Origin of the sequence: Limosilactobacillus rudii (assembly GCF_014145455.1) — a bacterium.
Taxonomy (GTDB): domain Bacteria; phylum Bacillota; class Bacilli; order Lactobacillales; family Lactobacillaceae; genus Limosilactobacillus; species Limosilactobacillus rudii.
This window is the reverse complement of the sequence record NZ_JACIVB010000029.1, coordinates 75,106-93,876: the sequence shown is the minus strand read 5'-3', so window position 1 is coordinate 93,876 and position 18,771 is coordinate 75,106. Positions and strand designations below refer to the sequence as shown.

The 18,771-nt window shown below is 37.6% G+C and carries 20 protein-coding genes and 1 tRNA gene; 2 read left to right on the top strand and 19 right to left on the bottom strand.

All coding sequences use genetic code 11. From position 1 onward, the window contains the following. Window positions 1–127 precede the first annotated feature (127 nt). From frr to H5S39_RS01750, 7 genes are all read right to left on the bottom strand, one after another. A complete protein-coding gene (gene frr, locus H5S39_RS01780) occupies window positions 128–691 on the bottom strand; it encodes a ribosome recycling factor (RefSeq protein ID WP_182596002.1) in 564 nt (187 codons plus the stop codon). A 4-nt stretch (window positions 692–695) separates the two neighbouring features. Further along, a complete protein-coding gene (gene pyrH / locus H5S39_RS01775) occupies window positions 696–1,418 on the bottom strand; it encodes a UMP kinase (RefSeq protein WP_182596001.1) in 723 nt (240 codons plus the stop codon). 81 nt (window positions 1,419–1,499) lie between these two features. Beyond that, window positions 1,500–2,375, bottom strand: coding sequence for a translation elongation factor Ts (tsf, locus tag H5S39_RS01770; RefSeq protein ID WP_182596000.1), 876 nt, complete (start codon window positions 2,373–2,375; stop codon window positions 1,500–1,502). 99 nt (window positions 2,376–2,474) lie between these two features. Then, complete coding sequence (rpsB, locus tag H5S39_RS01765; RefSeq protein WP_182595999.1) at window positions 2,475–3,266, bottom strand: 30S ribosomal protein S2; 792 nt, start codon at window positions 3,264–3,266, stop codon at window positions 2,475–2,477. A 168-nt stretch (window positions 3,267–3,434) separates the two neighbouring features. Continuing rightward, a complete protein-coding gene (locus H5S39_RS01760; RefSeq protein ID WP_182595998.1) occupies window positions 3,435–4,427 on the bottom strand; it encodes a D-2-hydroxyacid dehydrogenase in 993 nt (330 codons plus the stop codon). Then, entirely contained in the window at window positions 4,424–4,723 is a 300-nt protein-coding gene (locus tag H5S39_RS01755) for a GIY-YIG nuclease family protein (RefSeq protein WP_182595997.1), read from the bottom strand. Before H5S39_RS01755 ends, H5S39_RS01760 begins: the two co-directional genes overlap by 4 nt. Further along, window positions 4,713–5,468 (bottom strand): tRNA1(Val) (adenine(37)-N6)-methyltransferase, encoded by a 756-nt coding sequence (locus H5S39_RS01750; protein ID WP_182595996.1) that lies wholly within the window; start codon window positions 5,466–5,468, stop codon window positions 4,713–4,715. Before H5S39_RS01750 ends, H5S39_RS01755 begins: the two co-directional genes overlap by 11 nt. 90 nt (window positions 5,469–5,558) lie before the next feature. Between H5S39_RS01750 and H5S39_RS01745 the strand changes: the two genes are divergently transcribed. Beyond that, on the top strand, window positions 5,559–6,197 hold the full coding sequence (locus tag H5S39_RS01745; protein ID WP_182595995.1) for a lysophospholipid acyltransferase family protein: 639 nt from the start codon (window positions 5,559–5,561) through the stop codon (window positions 6,195–6,197). A gap of 49 nt (window positions 6,198–6,246) precedes the next feature. Here H5S39_RS01745 and H5S39_RS01740 read toward each other — a convergent pair whose 3' ends face one another. Together H5S39_RS01740 and H5S39_RS01735 are read right to left on the bottom strand one after the other, a co-directional pair. Further along, on the bottom strand, window positions 6,247–6,474 hold the full coding sequence (locus H5S39_RS01740) for a YneF family protein (protein WP_003666855.1): 228 nt from the start codon (window positions 6,472–6,474) through the stop codon (window positions 6,247–6,249). 74 nt (window positions 6,475–6,548) lie between these two features. Then, window positions 6,549–6,800: a DUF896 domain-containing protein gene (locus H5S39_RS01735; protein WP_182595994.1), complete on the bottom strand. Its 252-nt coding sequence runs from the start codon at window positions 6,798–6,800 to the stop codon at window positions 6,549–6,551. A 128-nt stretch (window positions 6,801–6,928) separates the two neighbouring features. Here H5S39_RS01735 and lexA point away from each other — a divergent pair, with 128 nt between their 5' ends. Then, window positions 6,929–7,555, top strand: coding sequence for a transcriptional repressor LexA (lexA, locus tag H5S39_RS01730; protein ID WP_182595993.1), 627 nt, complete (start codon window positions 6,929–6,931; stop codon window positions 7,553–7,555). Window positions 7,556–7,587: 32 nt separating this feature from the next. On the opposite strand, the gene H5S39_RS01725 is transcribed toward lexA, so the two are convergent. The 10 genes from H5S39_RS01725 to uvrC all read right to left on the bottom strand — a co-directional run bounded on the left by H5S39_RS01725 (window position 7,588) and on the right by uvrC (window position 18,645). Next, window positions 7,588–8,751 (bottom strand): hydroxymethylglutaryl-CoA synthase, encoded by a 1,164-nt coding sequence (locus H5S39_RS01725; RefSeq protein ID WP_182595992.1) that lies wholly within the window; start codon window positions 8,749–8,751, stop codon window positions 7,588–7,590. A gap of 32 nt (window positions 8,752–8,783) precedes the next feature. Then, window positions 8,784–9,461, bottom strand: coding sequence for a ribonuclease H family protein (locus tag H5S39_RS01720; RefSeq protein WP_182595991.1), 678 nt, complete (start codon window positions 9,459–9,461; stop codon window positions 8,784–8,786). 93 nt (window positions 9,462–9,554) lie between these two features. After that, window positions 9,555–9,642, bottom strand: a tRNA-Ser gene (locus H5S39_RS01715). Window positions 9,643–9,978: 336 nt separating this feature from the next. Then, on the bottom strand, window positions 9,979–10,596 hold the full coding sequence (locus tag H5S39_RS01710) for a DUF308 domain-containing protein (protein WP_182595990.1): 618 nt from the start codon (window positions 10,594–10,596) through the stop codon (window positions 9,979–9,981). 102 nt (window positions 10,597–10,698) lie between these two features. After that, entirely contained in the window at window positions 10,699–11,217 is a 519-nt protein-coding gene (locus tag H5S39_RS01705; protein ID WP_182595989.1) for an adenine phosphoribosyltransferase, read from the bottom strand. Window positions 11,218–11,234: 17 nt separating this feature from the next. Further along, the gene (gene recJ / locus H5S39_RS01700; RefSeq protein ID WP_182595988.1) at window positions 11,235–13,559 is read right to left on the bottom strand and encodes a single-stranded-DNA-specific exonuclease RecJ; all 2,325 of its coding nucleotides are present in this window, start codon (window positions 13,557–13,559) and stop codon (window positions 11,235–11,237) included. 82 nt (window positions 13,560–13,641) lie between these two features. Continuing rightward, the gene (locus H5S39_RS01695; RefSeq protein ID WP_182595987.1) at window positions 13,642–14,475 is read right to left on the bottom strand and encodes an SDR family NAD(P)-dependent oxidoreductase; all 834 of its coding nucleotides are present in this window, start codon (window positions 14,473–14,475) and stop codon (window positions 13,642–13,644) included. A gap of 15 nt (window positions 14,476–14,490) precedes the next feature. Then, a complete protein-coding gene (gene rnz, locus H5S39_RS01690) occupies window positions 14,491–15,420 on the bottom strand; it encodes a ribonuclease Z (protein WP_182595986.1) in 930 nt (309 codons plus the stop codon). Window positions 15,421–15,452: 32 nt separating this feature from the next. Further along, window positions 15,453–16,769 carry a GTPase ObgE gene (obgE, locus tag H5S39_RS01685; RefSeq protein WP_182595985.1) on the bottom strand — a complete coding sequence of 439 codons (1,317 nt, stop codon included), beginning with the start codon at window positions 16,767–16,769 and terminating at the stop codon, window positions 15,453–15,455. Window positions 16,770–16,833: 64 nt separating this feature from the next. Continuing rightward, the gene (uvrC, locus tag H5S39_RS01680) at window positions 16,834–18,645 is read right to left on the bottom strand and encodes an excinuclease ABC subunit UvrC (protein ID WP_182595984.1); all 1,812 of its coding nucleotides are present in this window, start codon (window positions 18,643–18,645) and stop codon (window positions 16,834–16,836) included. Window positions 18,646–18,771 lie beyond the last annotated feature (126 nt).

Below are 18,771 nucleotides of genomic sequence, written 5' to 3'. Positions count from 1 at the left end.
ACCAGAGGCAAAATTCATTTTGTTAATCTGCTTTAATTTGTTACATAGTTTTAGTATAACTACACAAAATTAACAACAGAAAAATAAAAGGATTGTGGACACATATTAGGTTCACAACCCCTTTTAGCTAGCCTTCCATTAATTCCTTTTCCTTTGCACTTGCAATCTCTTCAAGGTTTTTAATACCAGCGTCAGTCTCATTTTGGACCTTTTTTTCTAGATCATGGAACTCATCATCGTTAAAGTCACCATTTTTATTACCCTTTTTCAGGTCATCCATCGCTTCACGGCGAACATTACGAACTGCAACTTTTGCTTTCTCCAATTCGGCTTTAACATCTTTAACCAATTCTTTTCGGCGATCTTCTGTCAATTGTGGAATGATCAGCCGAATAGAACTTCCGTCATTTTGTGGTGTTAAACCAAGATTTGAAGCATAAATTGCCTTTTCAATTTCTTCAAGAACACTCTCATCGTAAGGTGTAATTAAGAGTTGCCGCGCTTCAGGAATAGTAATTGAAGCAACTTGATTTAATGGAGTCGGTGCACCATAATATTCAACTTTTACAGAGTTCAATAAACTAGCATTAGCCTGTCCTGCACGAATATCTGCCAATGTCCGTTGTAGAGCATCACCAGATTTAGCCATTTTTTGTTTGGCATCATTTAAAATTTCTTTTCCTGTAGCCATATTATTAGTCTCCCTCAATTGTAGTTCCAACTTCTTCACCAGTTACCACTTTCATAATATTACCTGGTGTATTTAAATTAAAGACTACCAATGGAATATGATTATCCATTGACAATGAACTAGCTGTTGTATCCATAACATGCAAATTCTTTTCGATAATATCCATATGAGTTAAACGATCAAACTTTGTAGCATCCTTTACCTTATTTGGATCAGCAGAGTAAACACCATCAACACCATTCTTACCCATTAAAATCGCATCAGCATTAATTTCAGCAGCTCGTAATGCAGCTGTAGTATCTGTTGAGAAATAAGGGCTTCCTGTACCACCAGCAAAAATAACAATCCGATTCTTTTCCAAATGACGGATTGCCTTTCGCCGAATATACGGTTCTGCAATTTGACGCATTTCAATTGATGTTTGCACTCGTGTTGGAACATCAATTGATTCAAGCGCATCTTGTAATGATAGAGCATTCATAATTGTTGCTAACATACCGATGTAATCGGCTTGCGCACGTTCCATACCTAATTCTGCTCCAGTAACACCACGCCACATGTTACCACCGCCAACAACAATCGCAATTTGTACGCCTAAGTCATGTACTTCTTTTAATTCTTTTGCAACATCCTTTAGGACTGGTGGATTAATTCCAAAACCTTTTTCTCCAGCTAATGCTTCACCACTGAGTTTTAAAATAACTCGCTTGTATTTAATGTCTGCCATGCGATATCCTCCTTGAATTTACAAGCTAATTTTTAAAAAAGGACGCACTACACTGAGTACGTCCTCCTAACGACCGAACGCTTAGTTCATTTGGTCCTTAACTTCTTGAGCAAAGTCATCTTGCTTTTTTTCGATTCCTTCACCAACTTCATAACGAATGAAGGACTTTAATTTACCATTCTTACTTGAAACATATTCTTCAACAGTTTGGTCTGAATCCTTAACAAAATCTTGATCAGCCAAGCAGATTTGTGAAAGGAACTTGTTTAAACGACCTTCAACAATCTTATCGACAATCTTTTCAGGCTTACCTTCGTTTAAAGTTTCCTCTTTGAATACAGCACGTTCATGGTCAAGACGTTCTTGAGAAACATCATCACGAGTCATGAATTCAGGATTAATAGCAGCAACATGCATTGCAACATCCTTAGCAGTAGCATCGTCAGCACCTTCTAAGACAACCAATGCGGCAATTTGTCCACCTTGGTGTAAGTAAGCACCGAAACTGTCGCCATCTTCTTTTTCAACTACAGTAAACCGACGAAGACTAACTTTTTCACCAGTCTTTTGAGTAGTACTAATGATATCATCATTTAATGTACCATTTTCAGTCTTAATAGCCAATGCTTCTTCTACGTTAGCTGGCTTGTTTTCACTAATTAACTTAGTAACCTTGTTTAATAATTCTTTAAATGGTTCACTAGCAGCAACAAAGTCAGTTTCTGAGTTTAATTCTACGATTGCAGCAGTATTACCATTAACAGCGATATCTGCTAAACCTTCAGCTGCAACACGGTCACTCTTCTTGGCCGCTTTTGCAATACCCTTTTCACGAAGATAATCCATCGCCTTATCCATGTCACCATCACTAGCAACTAATGCCTTTTTAGCATCCATGATACCAGCACCGGACTTCTTACGTAATTGCATAACTTGAGCAGCTTTAATTTCAGCCATGATGAAATCTCTCCTTTGAATTAATTGTCTTTTTGAAAAAAGGCTGTTTAGTACTTAGGCCAGAATGGTCCGTACAAAACAGCCCAAGAATTAATAATTTTAGTCTTCTTTACCTTCAACACTGTTCTTTAAGTTCTTTAATGAATCTTCAGTAACAGTTTCGTTAGCGGTATCGTCATCAGCAACTTCTGGTTGTTGAGCGTCATCTTGACCTTGCTTACCTTCAACGAAAGCATCAGCCATCTTTGAAGTGATTAAGCGAACGGCACGAATAGCGTCATCGTTGGATGGGATAACGTAATCAATGTCATCTGGATCAGTGTTTGTATCAACCATGGCAACGATTGGAATATGCAACTTTTGTGCTTCCTTAACAGCAATTTGTTCCTTGTGAGGATCAACGATGAACATAACATCTGGAATCCGTGGCATATCTTCAATACCACCAAGGAAACGTTCAAGCTTTTCACGTTGCTTAGTTAAAACAGCTACTTCTTTCTTAGGAAGAACATCAAAAGTACCATCTTCACCCATCTTTTTAAGTTCCTTCAAACGGGCAATCCGTGATTGAATTGTCTTCCAGTTAGTCAAAGTACCACCTAACCAACGGTGATTTACGTAGTATTGGCCTGCACGAGTTGCTTCTTCTTCAATAGCATCTTGCGCTTGCTTCTTAGTACCAACAAATAAAGCAACACCGCCGTTAGCAGCAACATCCTTCATGTAGTTGTAAGCAGTATCGATCAACTTAACAGTCTTTTGCAAGTCAATAATGTAAATACCGTTACGTTCAGTAAAGATGTATTCTTCCATCTTAGGATTCCAACGACGAGTTTGGTGACCAAAGTGGACACCGGCTTCAAGCAATTGCTTCATAGATACAACAGACATAATATACCTCCAAATTGTTTTTTCCTCCCCAGTCTTCATCTGGCAATGGGACTTAATTTAGCACCCTCATCACCATCATCCTGAGTGTGAAATTGGCGTGTAACACCGAAATATAGTATACAAAAAAGCTTACCTACTGACAAGCTTTTTTCTCAACTTATTTGTTAATTAAAACTCAACTAATTTATCAGAGGTTCCTTTGGTAATCAAATCTAGATTTGCAGATAAACTCATTTTAACCATATTCTTAACAGCCTGATCTGTATAGAAAGCGATATGAGGAGTAATTAAAACATTTGGTCGTTTTAAAAGGTTCTTAAATTCTGGATAATCAACCTGATCTTCATCAATCTGTTGATTAAAAATCTTCGTTTCACCAACTAAAACATCTAGAGCTGCTCCTCCTACACGGCCGCTATCTAACGCTTTAATCAATGCATTCTCATCTATTAACGGGCCACGAGCGGTGTTAATAATCAAAACACCATCTTTCATCATTGAAAAAGTCTCTTCGTTAAGCATCTTACTAGTTGCAGGAACATGTGGCAAGTATAGAGAAATAATAGTTGAACGTTTATATAGTTCTTCTAATTCAACATATTCAACAATTTTTTCTAGTTCTGGATTTTTATGACGACTGTATGCAATCACCTTTGCTCCAAAGCCAGCGAACATCTTAGCGGCTGTTGATCCAATATTACCTGTTCCAACAATTCCAACAACCTGATTATTCATTTCTTTAGCGATATGTGGTGCCCAATTATAATCTCCCTTACCTAGCTTCAAATAAAACTCTTTCGTCCGTCGTAAAAGATTGAGAGCCTGCGTCACTGAAAACTCAGCAATTGCTGCTGGCGAATAGACAGGAACATTAGTAATTTGAAAGCCTAATTTATTTGCAAGCTCATGGTTAATGTTATCCACACCTACATTCCGTAAAGACATCTTTGTAATACCATTAGACGCTAATTTTTTTAATGTGCCATCAGAATACGGCTCTTGTTGAAAAACAACAACACCATTGCTTCCCTTTGATAAATCAACACTTTCTTCATTCAATAATTTGGTAGTTGTTTCAACCGTAACTTCAGGGTGTTCCTGTTGCCACTCCTTAATATAAGGTACCTCATCATTATAAACACCATACACATAAATCTTCATAAATTTAAATTCCTCCGTTCTTTCAGTAGATCAATGCCATGTTCCATTAAAAAGTTTTCTTTTTGTTGCCGAGTTTGATGTTTGAAGCAATATTCAGCATGCAGTGCATCATGCTTTGACGTAAATTTTTCTGAATAAATAAGCTTTAGCGGGTGACGCTTTTTTACACGCGTATACTTTGCACCCCGGTAACTCTGATGCATATGAACCCGTCGATCAACATTATCAGTAAAGCCGCAATAAAGGCTGTCATCAGCACAGTACAATATATAAATGTAATAATCTTTATTTACCATACAAAAGCTCCTGAATAGCCGGCATGTATTTTCCGTCCTTTCCATGGACAATCAAAGGTGGAACTACCTTTACTCCTCCTGGCCTTCCATCTTTAATTACCTCAAGTAATAATATATTTGCGTTGCGATCCGGCTTAGGGTGAATAAATCGTAATCGTTTAGGAGCTAACCTATTTTTTTGACATATAGCAATAATTTCTGCCAAACGATCAGGACGATGAACAAGGTAGCCGTGACCATTCATTTTTAATAAGCCGCTCATCTGTCTAGTAACCATCTCTAAATTAGTTGCAATTTCATGACGGGCAATTGCTAAAGCCCTATTAGGATTTTTTTGACTCTGTGGCGTAACGGGAAAATAGGGAGGGTTGCATAAGACAACATCCACCGAGTCTTTAGGAATATAATTATTTATATTAGCAATATCAGTATTGATAACTGTATAACGATCTTGAAGATTATTTAACAAAATCGTTCGCTTAGCCATGTCAGCAATCGGCGGTTGTAATTCTACCTCTGTAAAATGACCACCAAGTTTATTATGCAAAAAAATGCCAATAGCGCCATTGCCGGCACAAAGATCAACCACTTTCAATTTATGACGATGATTGGGGCGTACAAAATCAGCCAATAATACTGCATCCAACGAAAAAGCAAAACATTGTGGATTTTGAATTATTTGGACGTCTTGACTATATAATTGGTCGATTCGTTCGCCATTTTTCAAAATATTTCTACTTTCCATGTTATCTCCATATATTTTTTCTACTTGCAAGTTTGTTTTTTTTTAGTCATACTGATGAACGAAAATACTATTATAGATTGGAAGATTAAAATGCTCTATACATTCCTTGTAAAGATTGTTAACCCTTTTTTAACCCTGATTAACGGTCGTCTTAAAATATACAATCAAGAAAATATTCCTGAGGGAAATTATATTATTGTTGCTCCCCACCGGACATGGATGGATCCTGTCCTATTAGCACTTGCCGTTTGGCCAAAGAAATTTAGTTTTATGGCAAAAAAAGAATTATTTAAGAATCCACTTGCTAATAAATTTCTGAGAGCCCTTAACGCTTATCCTGTTGACCGTAAGAATCCTGGTCCCTCTGCAATAAAAAAGCCAGTCACAATGTTGCGCAAAACTAACCTTTCAACAATTATTTTCCCTAGTGGATCACGTTACTCTTCAAAATTAAAGGGAGGGGCTACCGTTATTGCCAAAATGGCTAATGTACCGTTAGTGCCAGCTGTTTACCAGGGACCATTAAAGTTTGGGCAGCTTTTTTCTCGCAAGCCACGTCATATCGCCTTTGGTAAACCAATCTATATTGATCGCAAACAACGTCTCACGCCTGAAGTACAAGCTGACTTAGAAAAGCAGATGCAAGCAGCTTTTGATAGCTTAGACAAACAAATTAATCCGCAATACAAATACGTTATGCCCCCTAAGCCGAAAAACGATGATTTCTAAATAAACGAGGTAACATAAAAGGATGTGATAAAAATCACATCCTTTTATGTTACTTTCGATTTGACTTTTTTGCTTGTGCCTTCATCGCTTGCATCATTTGATGTAGTTTGCGACTTGATGGTTTTTGCCCCATTTGAAGCATCATTGTCCGCAGCATCTCTTCCGAAATCGGTGGATTATTGCGGAGGTAGTTTTCCATGTATTTACGTGCACCAAAGAAGCCGATTACTAATCCGACTAATAATGCAAGAATCATTAGCATGATTGTCATACCCACAATTACTTCCTCCTTTGCTCGTTACTTATCCATCTTACACGAAAGAGCATTTTTTGAAAAGACCAAATCTTTTTTTAATCGTCACGAAGGCCCTTCTTACGCTGTACCTCCCGAACTTTTTCTGGTGTTACTTCATTACCATCTTTATCAAAAATACGCATCATCTCAATATTGCTGCGCATTGCTTCGCGGAAATTCTTTAAATATTCCTTTCGCAAACGCTCACGCTCTTTAGTTTCTTCTTCAGTTAAACCTTCTTCTTTGTTTTTATGAGCAAGTTCATTTATCCGTTTTAAAAGTTCATCTTGTTCTTTTGATTCAGCCATTAATACCATCTCCTTAATAAAATTAATTTTACTCATTTTATAAAGTCAAGGCAAATCACGAACGTACGTTTGAAAAATATCCTCATCTATGATAAGCTTAACACAATTAATAATAATGAGGTGTCAATATGCCAAAGCCAGCAAAAAATAAACAAATGGCCGTACTTAATTATATTCATAAACAAGTTGAGGATCATGGCTACCCGCCAACAGTTCGTGAGATATGCAGCGCTGTCGGATTGTCTTCTACTTCAACTGTTCACGGTCATATTACCCGCCTAATTGAACAAGGATTTCTACAAAAAGATCCTTCAAAACCACGAGCCCTTGAGATTACGCCTAAGGGTTTGGATATTTTAGGGGTAAAACCAATGCAAAAAGAAATCCCAATGCTTGGTGTCGTGACGGCTGGACAACCAATCTTAGCTGTAGAAAACGCAACGGACTTTTTCCCGATACCTCCTTCTATTCAAGACAACAATGACCTTTTTATGCTCACTATTCGTGGAACAAGTATGATAAAAGCTGGTATTCTAAATGGCGATCAAGTTATTGTGCGTAAACAATCTACAGCTAAAAATGGTGACATTGTTATTGCAATGAATGACGATAACGAAGCAACTTGTAAGAGATTTTTCAAAGAAAAAAACCGATTCCGTTTACAACCAGAGAATGATACGATGGATCCAATTTTTCTAGATAACGTACGAATTCTAGGAAAAGTAATTGGACTATTTCGTGATCATATATTCTAATCATGACGAAGCTGATTTGCCGTCCGGTCTAATCAGTTTTTTTTTATCAAATAAATTCGTTGATGATTTTTTTGTCCTTTGAGAACAAACGGCAATGGATCGTTTCTATCATCAAACTCAACATCTTCACTCTTCATTCCTAATTGATTATTAAATAGCTGCTCATATTTAGCTACTGATACTTTATGACGTCGAGCTAGGTCCATTTCTACATTACTCATGTAGTTTTGATAACCTTCTTCTAAAATACCAGTATAAAATTCTCCTTCTGCTCCGGAGCCGTAACTAAATAACCCAATTCGATCACCAACATTAAGGTTTCCATTTTGTAAGAGCGACATTAAAGACAGATATAATGATCCGGTATAAAGATTCCCTACTTTCCGTGAGTAAATCTGACTTGCTTTTAGTTGTTGACGTAATCGACTTGCTACTTCATCTTTACGCTCTCCTAAAAGTGATTCCAATCCCTTTTTACCCATTTTTGTAAATGGCAAATGGAAAGCAATAGCAGCAAAATCAGCTAAATCACGTCCAGTAAGCTGTTGATAACGAGTAAAAGTCTGCTTAAAAAAGTCAATATATACATTAGTAGAATATTTGCCATCTACCAATGCTTCTGTCGCATATAAAGGCCGCCAAAAGTCCATTATATCTTTACTATAAGGAACCGTTGTATCTTCAAGGTTTAGTATATGCGGATTTTGAGAGATAAGCATCGCAACAGCTCCCGCTCCCTGCGTTACTTCCCCCGGTGTATCTAAGCCATAACGCGCAATATCACTAGCGATTACTAAAACTGTTTCTTGCGGATTAAGCGCCACTATTCCTCTGGCAAACTGTATTCCAGCCGTAGCAGAATAACAAGCCTCTTTCATTTCAACCGTTCGGACAAAATCATTTAATCCCAATAAACGTTTGATATAAATTGCCGCTGCCTTAGAGTTATCAATTCCGGATTCAGTTGCAACAATCAGTGTTGAAATATTTTTCATTAATGCTGGCGTTAAAAGTTTTTGTGCTGCTGCCGCTCCCAAGGTAACAATATCCTGGGTTGGAGGCACAACCGCTTGTTGGTCTTGCCCAATCCCAATAGTATATTTATTAGGATCAACATTACGCGCCTTAGCCAACTCCACAAGATCAAGATAATCATTCGTTGTTGCAAAAGCCATTCTATCAATACCAATTCTCATTTTCTCATTCACCTTTGTTTCTAATACTATAATTACATATGATCCATTGTTTGATTCAGCAATTCATCAACCCGATTATTACCAGCATTAATAGCATGACCTTTTGTCCATTCAAAATGAAGATCAGTAAAATTAGGTAATATTTTTACAAGTTTCTTCCACAAATCTTGGTTAGCCACCGTTTTTCCACTAGCAGTCATCCACCCACGTCGCTGCCAATTAACTAACCATCCTTTTGTAAGAGGGTCTAATACATAATGCGAGTCCAAGGTTGCAACAATCGGCTTTGTTTGTAAACCAAGCATAACTAGCTTAGTTAATGCTTGAACCAAAGCTGTTATTTCCATTTTATTATTAGTTGCTCCATATTCGCCTGCTGTATCGGTGTAAGTTTGACCTTCATAGCAAATTAAATATGCCCATGCCGCCTTATCATTACTTTTTACATGTTGACCAAGTTTATTTCCGTGATTTCTTGATCCCCCGTCTGTGTATAGGCGAATAACATTAGCTGAGTAATTACTAACAGTATTTTGCTTAGGCGGCAGTTTTTGTTCTTGATCATAAAACCAAGTCTCAGCTGCTGTTAAAGTCGTAAAACTTTTATACCGAGCATTAGGATAGCCACTGACTTGCTTTTGACATTCGGGCCAAGTTTGATAAATTCCTGGTTTTCTTCCCTTTTTTACTACATAATATTTTCTTGTCATAACGGCCCCCTTAAAATAATGTATATGGCTTAAAAATAAAAACGCTGATATATCAACGTCTTAACAACCATTGAATATCAGCAAACTTAAAAAAGGAGACAAGGGGATTTGAACCCCTGCACGCTTTTACACGCCTAACGGTTTTCGAAACCGTCCTCTTCAGCCACTTGAGTATGTCTCCATATCAACTTTATTATTGTAACAAAAAAAGAATATGACGTAAAGCGGTTATCAAAGTTAGCACTAAATGTAAAAATTATAATTGATTATTGTTAAAAGTTAAATAGTATATAAAAAGCCCCTAAGTGCTAGGCTGGCAGCTTAACTCTTAGGGTAAATCAATCATTACTCGATTTTAAATTTCATTCCAATTCTTATTTCGCTAAACTTTTTTCTTGCCTTCAGACTATCCCTCTACTTATTGAGCTAGTTGCATACACATATACCGTTTATAATAATTCTTCATCGAATTTATCAGGCTTAATTACTCTGATAAACTAAATTACTCTAGTACTCTTTAATTTTGATTGGCAATATCATACGTAGTTTGTCCATCCTTAGCGGTATATAATGCCTTGCTGCTATCGCCAGGGTTCATAATACTAATTGAATAGCCATCTCCCAACGCCTTAGACACTTGGCCGGAATTACTTTTAATTGATTTAGTCAAGTTAGGCCACCCCATTTGATCTGCTTGACTGGGATCCTGAGCTAGTGCTTTCAATGCTTCAACTGTATTATCATCTGTCGGCGTAATCTGGAAGGTTTTATTATCTTCATTGTAGTCAACAGTACCTAATTTTGAATATCCCTTTTGCATCTGACGTAAAACTGCCATTGTCCTATTCTCTTGTTGTGCTTCATTAGCACTTGAGTTACCAATTGCAAACTTATTAGAAAATGAAGAAAAACTGCTCGATTGGGTAACCTTGGAAGACGAAGTACCTTGATTAGAAGAGGCAGACTTATCATGATGAAAATAAGGTAAGTTAATTGTCCCATAAATGATTGCGATAATACTTAGGACAACTATAATTGTTCCACTTTTCCATTCCCGATACTGTTGCCATGAATTGGCTAAATAAAATCCACCAAGAATTAAAAATAGTGCACCCATTATTACTAGAAAAATCATAAATTAAGCTACTCCTTTTTATTTACATACTGTCATTGTCGCGTATTAAGGATAAATAAACAATAACTATTAAAAAAGGGGCCGACATTGGCCTCCTTTTAATTAGAATTCCATTAGTGCCTTCATATCATAATCCTTAATTTTATCACGACCATGAAGATCTTTTAATTCGATTAAGAAAGCACAACCAACAACAATTCCGCCCATTTGTTCAACCATATCAATTGTCGCGGAAATTGTTCCCCCAGTTGCTAAAAGGTCATCTACAACTAAAACCCGCTGACCTGGTTTAATTGCGTCAGCTTCCATTTGTAGAGTGGCAGTTCCATATTCTAAATCATAGGTAGCACTAATTGCCTTTCGTGGTAACTTTCCTTTTTTTCGTGCTGGGGCAAAGCCAACCCCTAATTCACGAGCAATAGGACAACCAACGATAAAGCCTCGTGCTTCTGGGCCAACTACCATATCTACTTTTTTGTCCTTAGCATAATCAACTAATTCGTCAGTTGCCTGCTTAAAGGCAGCACCATCAGCCATTAATGGTAAGATGTCCCGAAATACAATTCCCTTTTCAGGATAATCTGGGACACTAGCAACGTATTTATAAAGGTCTAAAGCCATGAGATAAACTGTCTCCTTTAATCTAAATTAAGATAATGTAATAGCCACTTTGCGACAGTCGCTGCATCATTGAACAACAGCTGCTGTTCGATCTTATACTGTGCTAATTGTTTTTTATATTGGTTTGTTTGTGTTAGATCAGTCTTAATAACATGTTTATTAAACTTTAACACACCATCTTTTATTGTAACAAATCCTGCTTCAGAAAACACATTAATCATAAAATTTAATTTTTCCACATTGATTTTTAGATATCGACTAACTGCCTGGGATTGGGCTGGCCACTTTAATTCCTGCTGCCGATGAATGAAACGATATAACTGAGCAAAATCTGGACGAGAAGGTAAACCAGCTAAATATGCACTATGCCGTTGATATAGTAATAGTCGAATAACTGCCGGGTGTCCTTGATCTTGAACAAAAATCTTTTTTAGCATCGTCTCACTCGCTGGACAATCAACTAATGTAACGCATTGGTTGGTAAAATCAGTTTGTACAGCCTCTTCAATAGATAAAACATGGTTTGGCATAACATGGGGCGCAATATTCTGCCGTAATCGTGAATCTTTAATTACATAAAATTCTTTTCCAGCAAATAATTGTGGTGTTAGTTTATTAGTTCGTTCATCGATAATAACAGTACCGTCAATTTTTAGATCTTCAAGCATAAGTTGAATACTTCTTTTTCCACGCCACTCATTTATTCCGATTTTAAAAGCAATATTAATTTTACCAGTTGGTGATGATAATAATGGAGCAATACTCCCCTTACCAAAAGCAACAACAGACAAACTTTCTTTGCTGCCAAGAATTGAAAATTTGAGGTGTTGTTTTTCCTGTCCCATTGTCTTAACATTAGCAATTTTTACATCATTCATATTAAAGATCGGCTCATCATTTCCTGGACCAAAGGGCGCAATATTTTGAATATCATTATAAAGCTGCTTACCTATTTCTGTAGGGGTTAAAGTTAATGCAATTGGTAAATTTTGTTTTATGGATGGATCAAATTTTTGCTTTTCAGCTTCTTCTTCTAGTACCTGTTGAAGTTGGTTAATATTATCAGTGCTAAGCGATAATCCACACGCCGCTGGATGTCCTCCAAACGATGAAAACAATTCTCGATGAACATCTAACGCTTTAAAAAGGTTAAATTTCTCTGGACTTCTTCCTGATCCCTTCACTAATTCTGGATTACTTTGATCTACAGATGCGACAATCGTTGGTTTACCAGTTTCGTTCATTATTCGGCTTGCAACGATTCCTAGTACTCCTTGATGCCAGCCTTTTCCGATAATAACCAATGTTTTCTTATTTTGATTTTTTATATCTTTAGCTTGTTGATAAGCCTCGGTCATTATATTGGCCACCAATTCTTGACGTTTCTTATTTGATTGATCAACCGCCTTTGCTAATTGCTCGGCCTCTTTCTCATCCAAACTGGTTACTAGTCGCACTCCATCATTAGCATCAGCTATTCGTCCAAGAGCATTTAAACGAGGTGCAATTCCAAAGCCAATATCTTGATCAGTAAGACTTGCCGGCTGAATATTGGCTAATCTCATAAGAGCAGCTAATCCTGGACGCATTCCTTGTCGTAACTGTTGAATTCCATATGAAATTAGAGCATGATTTTCATTCGTTACGTTAACAACGTCTGCTATCTCACCAATTGCAACTAAATCAAGTTGTTCAACAGGAAACTCACCCGTTAAAGCCCATGCAACCTTAAACGCAACTCCTACTCCAGAAAGGTCAGGGAAAGGATAATTACTCCCCGGGTAGCGTGGATGTACAATTGCAGTTGCATCAGGTAAATCAGGTGGTAGTTCATGATGATCTGTAATTATAACATCAATCCCACTTGCTATTACCTGATCAATAACTTCTTTGCCACTAACCCCGTTATCAACAGTGATGAAAAGCTGCGTCCCTTTATCAATTAACCGTTGGTAAGCCGCCAAATTAGGACCGTATCCGTCTGTAAAACGATTAGGAACATAATAATTAACGTTGGCTCCAACTGCCATTAGGGTTTCATACATAACTGCTGTACTAGTAATGCCATCTGCATCATAATCACCATACACCGTAATTAGCTCTTGCTTTTCGACCGCTTCTTCTATCCGCGCGATTGCTTTGTCCATATCATGTAGAAGTTGTGGATCATAAATTTCGTCCATTGTCGGCTTTAAAAACTTCTTTGCCTGTTCAACATCACTAATTCCTCGTTGTGCAAGCAATGTTGCTAATATTTTTGAAACGCTTAACTCCTTCGCAAGCGTCGCAATTACAGGCGAAGTATTATCAGCCAGTTTCCACTTAAATTTTGAATCAACCATCAGTTATCCCACCATTTCAACGCCAAAATTAAACAAGAGGCTGGGAATATCTCAGTCTCTTAAATCTACATACAATTCTTATTTATAAATTCTTCTTATCCTGTTGGAAATCAAAGAACTTCTTAATTGCCCAGTCCCCTAAACCTGGCACAACCTGGTATGCCCAACCAAGATAAGCAACGTAACCGGGAACATTAATTTCTCGTGTCTTATAGCCGACATTATTCCAAATGCGACGAGCAAGATCTTCAGGAGAAATAAACATCCATTTTGGAAGATGAGAGCGATATGTATGACTACTATCCGCTTTGTCAAAGAATGGCGTATCAATTGGTCCCGGATTAACCGTCAAAACTTGGACGCCATAATCAGCAACCTCCATCCGTAAAACATTATCAAATTGGATAACACCTGCTTTGGTTGCAGAATAAACTGCACTATTAGGCGTTGGCAGTTTTCCTGCTATCGATCCCATATTAATAATGGCGCCATATCCTTGATCCATCATTTGCTTAGCAACGCACCGACTAATATACATTAATGCCAAGAGATTAACGTGGACCATCTGCTCCATTGACCGATGCGATTCATTAACAACCGGAATAAAATCGCCTAATCCTGCAGAGTTGATTAGGACATCAATCCCCCCAACTTCATGCTGTACTTTTGAAAGAACAGTATCAATCTGATCTGGATCCGTAACATCTAATTGGTATGCAAAAGCTGGTCGACCAGATAGTATTAAGCACTTTCTAGCTACTTCATGTAACTTTTCAAGATTTCGTGCAGCTACAACAACGATGGCTCCTCGCCGTGCTGCTTCAAATGCTAATTCTTTACCAATTCCACTTGAACCACCAGTAATCAATACAACTTCATTTCGCAAAAAGCGTAACATTTTTACCCTTTTAAGCATTTTCGCCATCTCTTTTCATTTTTTAAATGGAATGTCAATTACATCAAAATCATTTACAACCCGTGTATCAGGGATTATATTCCTTACCTGGTAAGCCAGCTGATAAGCTGCTTTACCAGTATAACGTGCCGAAATATGTGTTAATAAAAGCTTCTTTACGCCTGCCTTTTTAGCAACTTCAGCCGCTTGTTTACTTGTCGAATGATAATAACTTCTTGCCATTTTAGTTTCATCTTTGGCAAAGGTACTTTCATGTACTAATACATCTGCATTTTCTGCTAAAAGAACTGCATTTTTTGTCTGACGAGTATCGCCAAGAATTGTCACAATTCGACCAGCTTGTGGTTCTCCAATATAGTCATGTCCGTCTAAAATTCTGCCGTCTGAAAGGGTAACCTTTTTTCCTGCCTTTAATTGACCATAAATTGGCCCAGAGGGTACATTTTGTTCACGTAACTTTTCAACCTGCAACTCACCAGGATGGTCTGCTTCTTCAACCCGATACCCAAAACATGCAATCTTATGGTCTAATTTTCGTGCAATTACGCGAAAGCCATGATCATTAAATATTTCTCCATCATCAGTTAATTCTACAAAATGAAGCGGATAACTAAGTCGCGACTCACTAACTTGCAGTGCTACCTGAACAAATTTTTTAATTCCAACTGGACCATAAATTGTTAACGGCTCATTCCCCCCCTGGAACGATCGTGAACTTAATAATCCTGGCAAGCCAAAAATATGATCTCCATGTAAATGAGTAATAAAAATTTTTTCAATTTTACGCGGACGAATTGTCGTATGCAGAATTTGATGTTGTGTAGCTTCTCCAACGTCAAAAAGCCAAATTGCATTCCGCTCTTCTAATAAACGTAACGCAACGCTACTCACATTTCGCTGTTTACTTGGGGATCCCGCACCGGTTCCTAAAAATTCTAGTTGCATTTATACTTTCCTACCTTTGCTACAATTAATTATTATTGAATGAATTCAAAAACAAATTTTTCGATTCTTACAAGGTCACCATCTTGAACACCCTTAGCTCGTAAAGCATCATCAACTCCCATGTGACGCAACTGACGGGCAAATCGCAATTGACTCTCCTCATGAGTTAAATCAGTCATCTTAAATAGCCGAAGAAGCTTTTCGCCACCAAGGACCCATGTGCCGTCCTCGTCTTTAGTAATAGTAAAGTCAGCTGTATCTTCCTTTTCAGGAGCAGCTGCTCGATACTCAGCAATTAATTCTTTATCATGACTCTCACTATCAAAGGCTGGTGTCTTGTCAAGTAAGTCCGCAGTTAACTGCATCAACTGCTGAACTCCCTGATGCGTTACAGCTGAAATTGCAAAAACTTCCGGTTGCTGACTTAAAGTCTTATCTTTTGCTAAATCTTTCTTAAATTCTTTCAGATTATCCATTGCGTTTGGCAAATCCATCTTAGTAGCAACCACAATTTGCGGACGTTTCAGTAATTCTGGGTCATAATTAGCTAATTCTTTATTTATTTGCTGATATCGTTCAATTGCCTGATGGGGATCTTCGCTACTCATATCAACTAAATGAAGCAAGACACGTGTTCGTTCAATATGACGAAGAAACTTTAATCCGAGTCCAACACCCTTGGATGCTCCTTCAATCAACCCTGGCATATCAGCCATTGCAAAGTCACGACCATCTGGTAACATTACCATGCCAAGATTAGGAGTTAGTGTCGTAAATTCATAAGCAGCAATCTTCGGTTTAGCACCAGTTACTACTGATAATAATGTAGATTTACCCACAGAAGGAAAACCGATCAAACCTACGTCCGCCAGCATCTTTAACTCCAACTCTAGATAGTGGTCCTCACCAGGTTCACCATTTTCTGCAATTTCAGGAGCTGGATTCTTAGCACTCGCAAAATGAATATTACCACGACCACCACGGCCTCCTTTTGCGACAACTAATTTTTGACCATTTTCAACCAAATCACCAATGATCTCACCAGTGTCTAAGTCCCGTACTGTTGTTCCTTGTGGCACAGAAATAACGGTATCTTCCGCACTAGGTCCTGTCATTTGCTTACTCATTCCGTTACCACCATTTTTAGCTTTGAAAATACGATGGTAGCGAAAATCCATTAATGTCCGCAATCCTTCATCAACCTTTAAAATAATGCTACCGCCACGACCACCATCACCGCCGGCAGGTCCCCCATTAGGAACATACTTTTCGCGACGAAATGCTACCATTCCGTCGCCACCCTTACCAGCATGTACTTCAATTTTTATTTGATCAACAAACATATTCATAATGAATGTCTCCGTTCTTTAGTATATATAATTAGTATATTTAAAATTTTTCAACGTGTCAAAATCAATCATGACTACTTCCTTTAGCAACTTCTGCATTTTTTTGCAGTGACACCTTTATTAACTGTGCAGTTGGCCGATTAATTCCTAACGACTGAATTTCATCAACTGATGCTTGAGCAATCTTAGTAATTGATCCATATTTTCGCAAAAGTTTAGTCCTTGTTCGCGGACCTACACCTTTAATCTCATCTAATCGTGAACTCAAAGAATGCTTAGTATGGACCCGCCGATGAAAAGTAATTGCAAAACGGTGAACCTCATCCTGAATTCGCTGTACAAGGTAAAATCCCTGACTGCGCGGATTCAAATTAATATGCCGATCATCATTACCAAAAAGCAAATCTGCCGTTTGGTGCTTATCATTTTTTACCATTCCGACTACTGGAATATCAAGATTAAGTTCATTTTCTAAGACATCTTTAGCCGCATCCATTTGAATTTCGCCACCATCCATAAAAATCATATCTGGCATAGGTTTGCCTTCTTTTAATAGCCGCGTATATCGGCGACGAATTACCTCACGAGTACTTGCGGCTTCATCAGCATGATTAACAACTGTCTTTAGTTTATATTTACGATAGAAATTTTTAGCAGATTCTCCATTAATAAATACGACCATCGCACTCACCGGATCTGCCCCTTGGATATGTGAATGGTCAAACGCTTCAATTCGATGTCCAGCTGGAAGACCGAGGGCATCTGTAATTTCTTTCATTGCCCCTGTTGTTTTACTTTGATCCATCTCAAGTAAACGAAACTTTTCATTAAGTGATAACTGGGCATTTTCATGTGCCATTGCCAATAAATCACGTTTTTCGCCACGGATAGGTGTTCGGACAGGGACTCCCAGAATTTCACTAATTTCTTTGTTGGGTAATCCCTTAGGTACAAGGATTTCTCGAGGCAGGATATTATTACGTCGATTATAGAACTGCAAAATAAAACTTGTCATTTCCTCAACTGCAGTATCAACAATTGGAAAAAGGCGCTTTTCCCGTTTCATTAATCGGGCTTGGCGAATAAAGAAAATTTGAATTGAAAGCCATCCTTTGTCCATGTAGAAGTTAAACAGGTCGCGAGGAGTTTTATCATTCGAAATAATTTTTTGCTTCTCAACGGTTACTTCAATATAGTGAATTTGATCCCTAATCTCCGCCGCTCGTTCAAATTCCATCTTTTCTGAAGCCTTACGCATTTTTTCCATTAATTGTTGCTTAACCATTGATGTATTACCATTTAAAAAAGACTTTATCTTTCTGATTTGTTGTTCATATTTTTCGGTAGGGACTTCCTTAAAACATGCGCCTAAACATTGACCCATATGGTAATACAAGCATGGTCGTCCCTGGTAACCATTACAACGCCGCAAAGGGTAAACCTTTTGAATAAAATGCATGGTTTCTTCAGCAGCATAAACGTTAGGATAGGGGCCAAAATAATATCCCCCATCCTTTTTTATCTTACTAACAATTTTAATCTGCGGGTCACGCTCATTAGTTATTTTAATATAAGGGTACCCGGTTCCCTTTTTTAACTTAATATTGAAATATGGCTGGTGTTTTTGAATTAATGTAATTTCAAGTAAAAACGACTCTTTATTTGTTGAGGTAATAATAGTTTCAAAATCAGCAACCTCTGAAACCATTTTGGCTACTTTCCCAGTATGACTACTTTTAAAGTAGGAACGGACCCGATTCTTCAAATTTTTTGCTTTACCAACATAAATTATCTGATCATTAATGTTTTTCATCAGGTAACAACCTGGCTTATCTGGTAACAACGCCAATTTATGTTCTATATGTTCACTGGCCATAGCAGTACCCTCCTCTGAAAAAAATTATTAACACTATATTATATCTGAAAAACGGCCTATAAGGCAAAAGAAGTGTTTATAAATAATTGTACTTTTAGCAAAATATATGCTAGCATTTTGTCAAAT

Excerpts from the sequence above, each read along its gene's own strand:
- obgE (WP_182595985.1), bottom strand. The coding sequence starts at position 16,769 with ATGAATATGTTTGTTGATCAAATAAAAATTGAAGTACATGCTGGTAAG.
- frr (WP_182596002.1), bottom strand. The coding sequence starts at position 691 with ATGGCTACAGGAAAAGAAATTTTAAATGATGCCAAACAAAAAATGGCT.
- H5S39_RS01710 (WP_182595990.1), bottom strand. The coding sequence starts at position 10,596 with ATGATTTTTCTAGTAATAATGGGTGCACTATTTTTAATTCTTGGTGGA.
- H5S39_RS01735 (WP_182595994.1), bottom strand. The coding sequence starts at position 6,800 with ATGGCTGAATCAAAAGAACAAGATGAACTTTTAAAACGGATAAATGAA.
- recJ (WP_182595988.1), bottom strand. The coding sequence starts at position 13,559 with ATGGTTGATTCAAAATTTAAGTGGAAACTGGCTGATAATACTTCGCCT.
- H5S39_RS01695 (WP_182595987.1), bottom strand. The coding sequence starts at position 14,475 with ATGCTTAAAAGGGTAAAAATGTTACGCTTTTTGCGAAATGAAGTTGTA.
- lexA (WP_182595993.1), top strand. The coding sequence starts at position 6,929 with ATGCCAAAGCCAGCAAAAAATAAACAAATGGCCGTACTTAATTATATT.
- H5S39_RS01745 (WP_182595995.1), top strand. The coding sequence starts at position 5,559 with ATGCTCTATACATTCCTTGTAAAGATTGTTAACCCTTTTTTAACCCTG.
- rpsB (WP_182595999.1), bottom strand. The coding sequence starts at position 3,266 with ATGTCTGTTGTATCTATGAAGCAATTGCTTGAAGCCGGTGTCCACTTT.
- H5S39_RS01755 (WP_182595997.1), bottom strand. The coding sequence starts at position 4,723 with ATGGTAAATAAAGATTATTACATTTATATATTGTACTGTGCTGATGAC.
- H5S39_RS01760 (WP_182595998.1), bottom strand. The coding sequence starts at position 4,427 with ATGAAGATTTATGTGTATGGTGTTTATAATGATGAGGTACCTTATATT.
- H5S39_RS01705 (WP_182595989.1), bottom strand. The coding sequence starts at position 11,217 with ATGGCTTTAGACCTTTATAAATACGTTGCTAGTGTCCCAGATTATCCT.
- H5S39_RS01720 (WP_182595991.1), bottom strand. The coding sequence starts at position 9,461 with ATGACAAGAAAATATTATGTAGTAAAAAAGGGAAGAAAACCAGGAATT.
- tsf (WP_182596000.1), bottom strand. The coding sequence starts at position 2,375 with ATGGCTGAAATTAAAGCTGCTCAAGTTATGCAATTACGTAAGAAGTCC.
- uvrC (WP_182595984.1), bottom strand. The coding sequence starts at position 18,645 with ATGGCCAGTGAACATATAGAACATAAATTGGCGTTGTTACCAGATAAG.
- rnz (WP_182595986.1), bottom strand. The coding sequence starts at position 15,420 with ATGCAACTAGAATTTTTAGGAACCGGTGCGGGATCCCCAAGTAAACAG.
- H5S39_RS01725 (WP_182595992.1), bottom strand. The coding sequence starts at position 8,751 with ATGAGAATTGGTATTGATAGAATGGCTTTTGCAACAACGAATGATTAT.
- pyrH (WP_182596001.1), bottom strand. The coding sequence starts at position 1,418 with ATGGCAGACATTAAATACAAGCGAGTTATTTTAAAACTCAGTGGTGAA.
- H5S39_RS01750 (WP_182595996.1), bottom strand. The coding sequence starts at position 5,468 with ATGGAAAGTAGAAATATTTTGAAAAATGGCGAACGAATCGACCAATTA.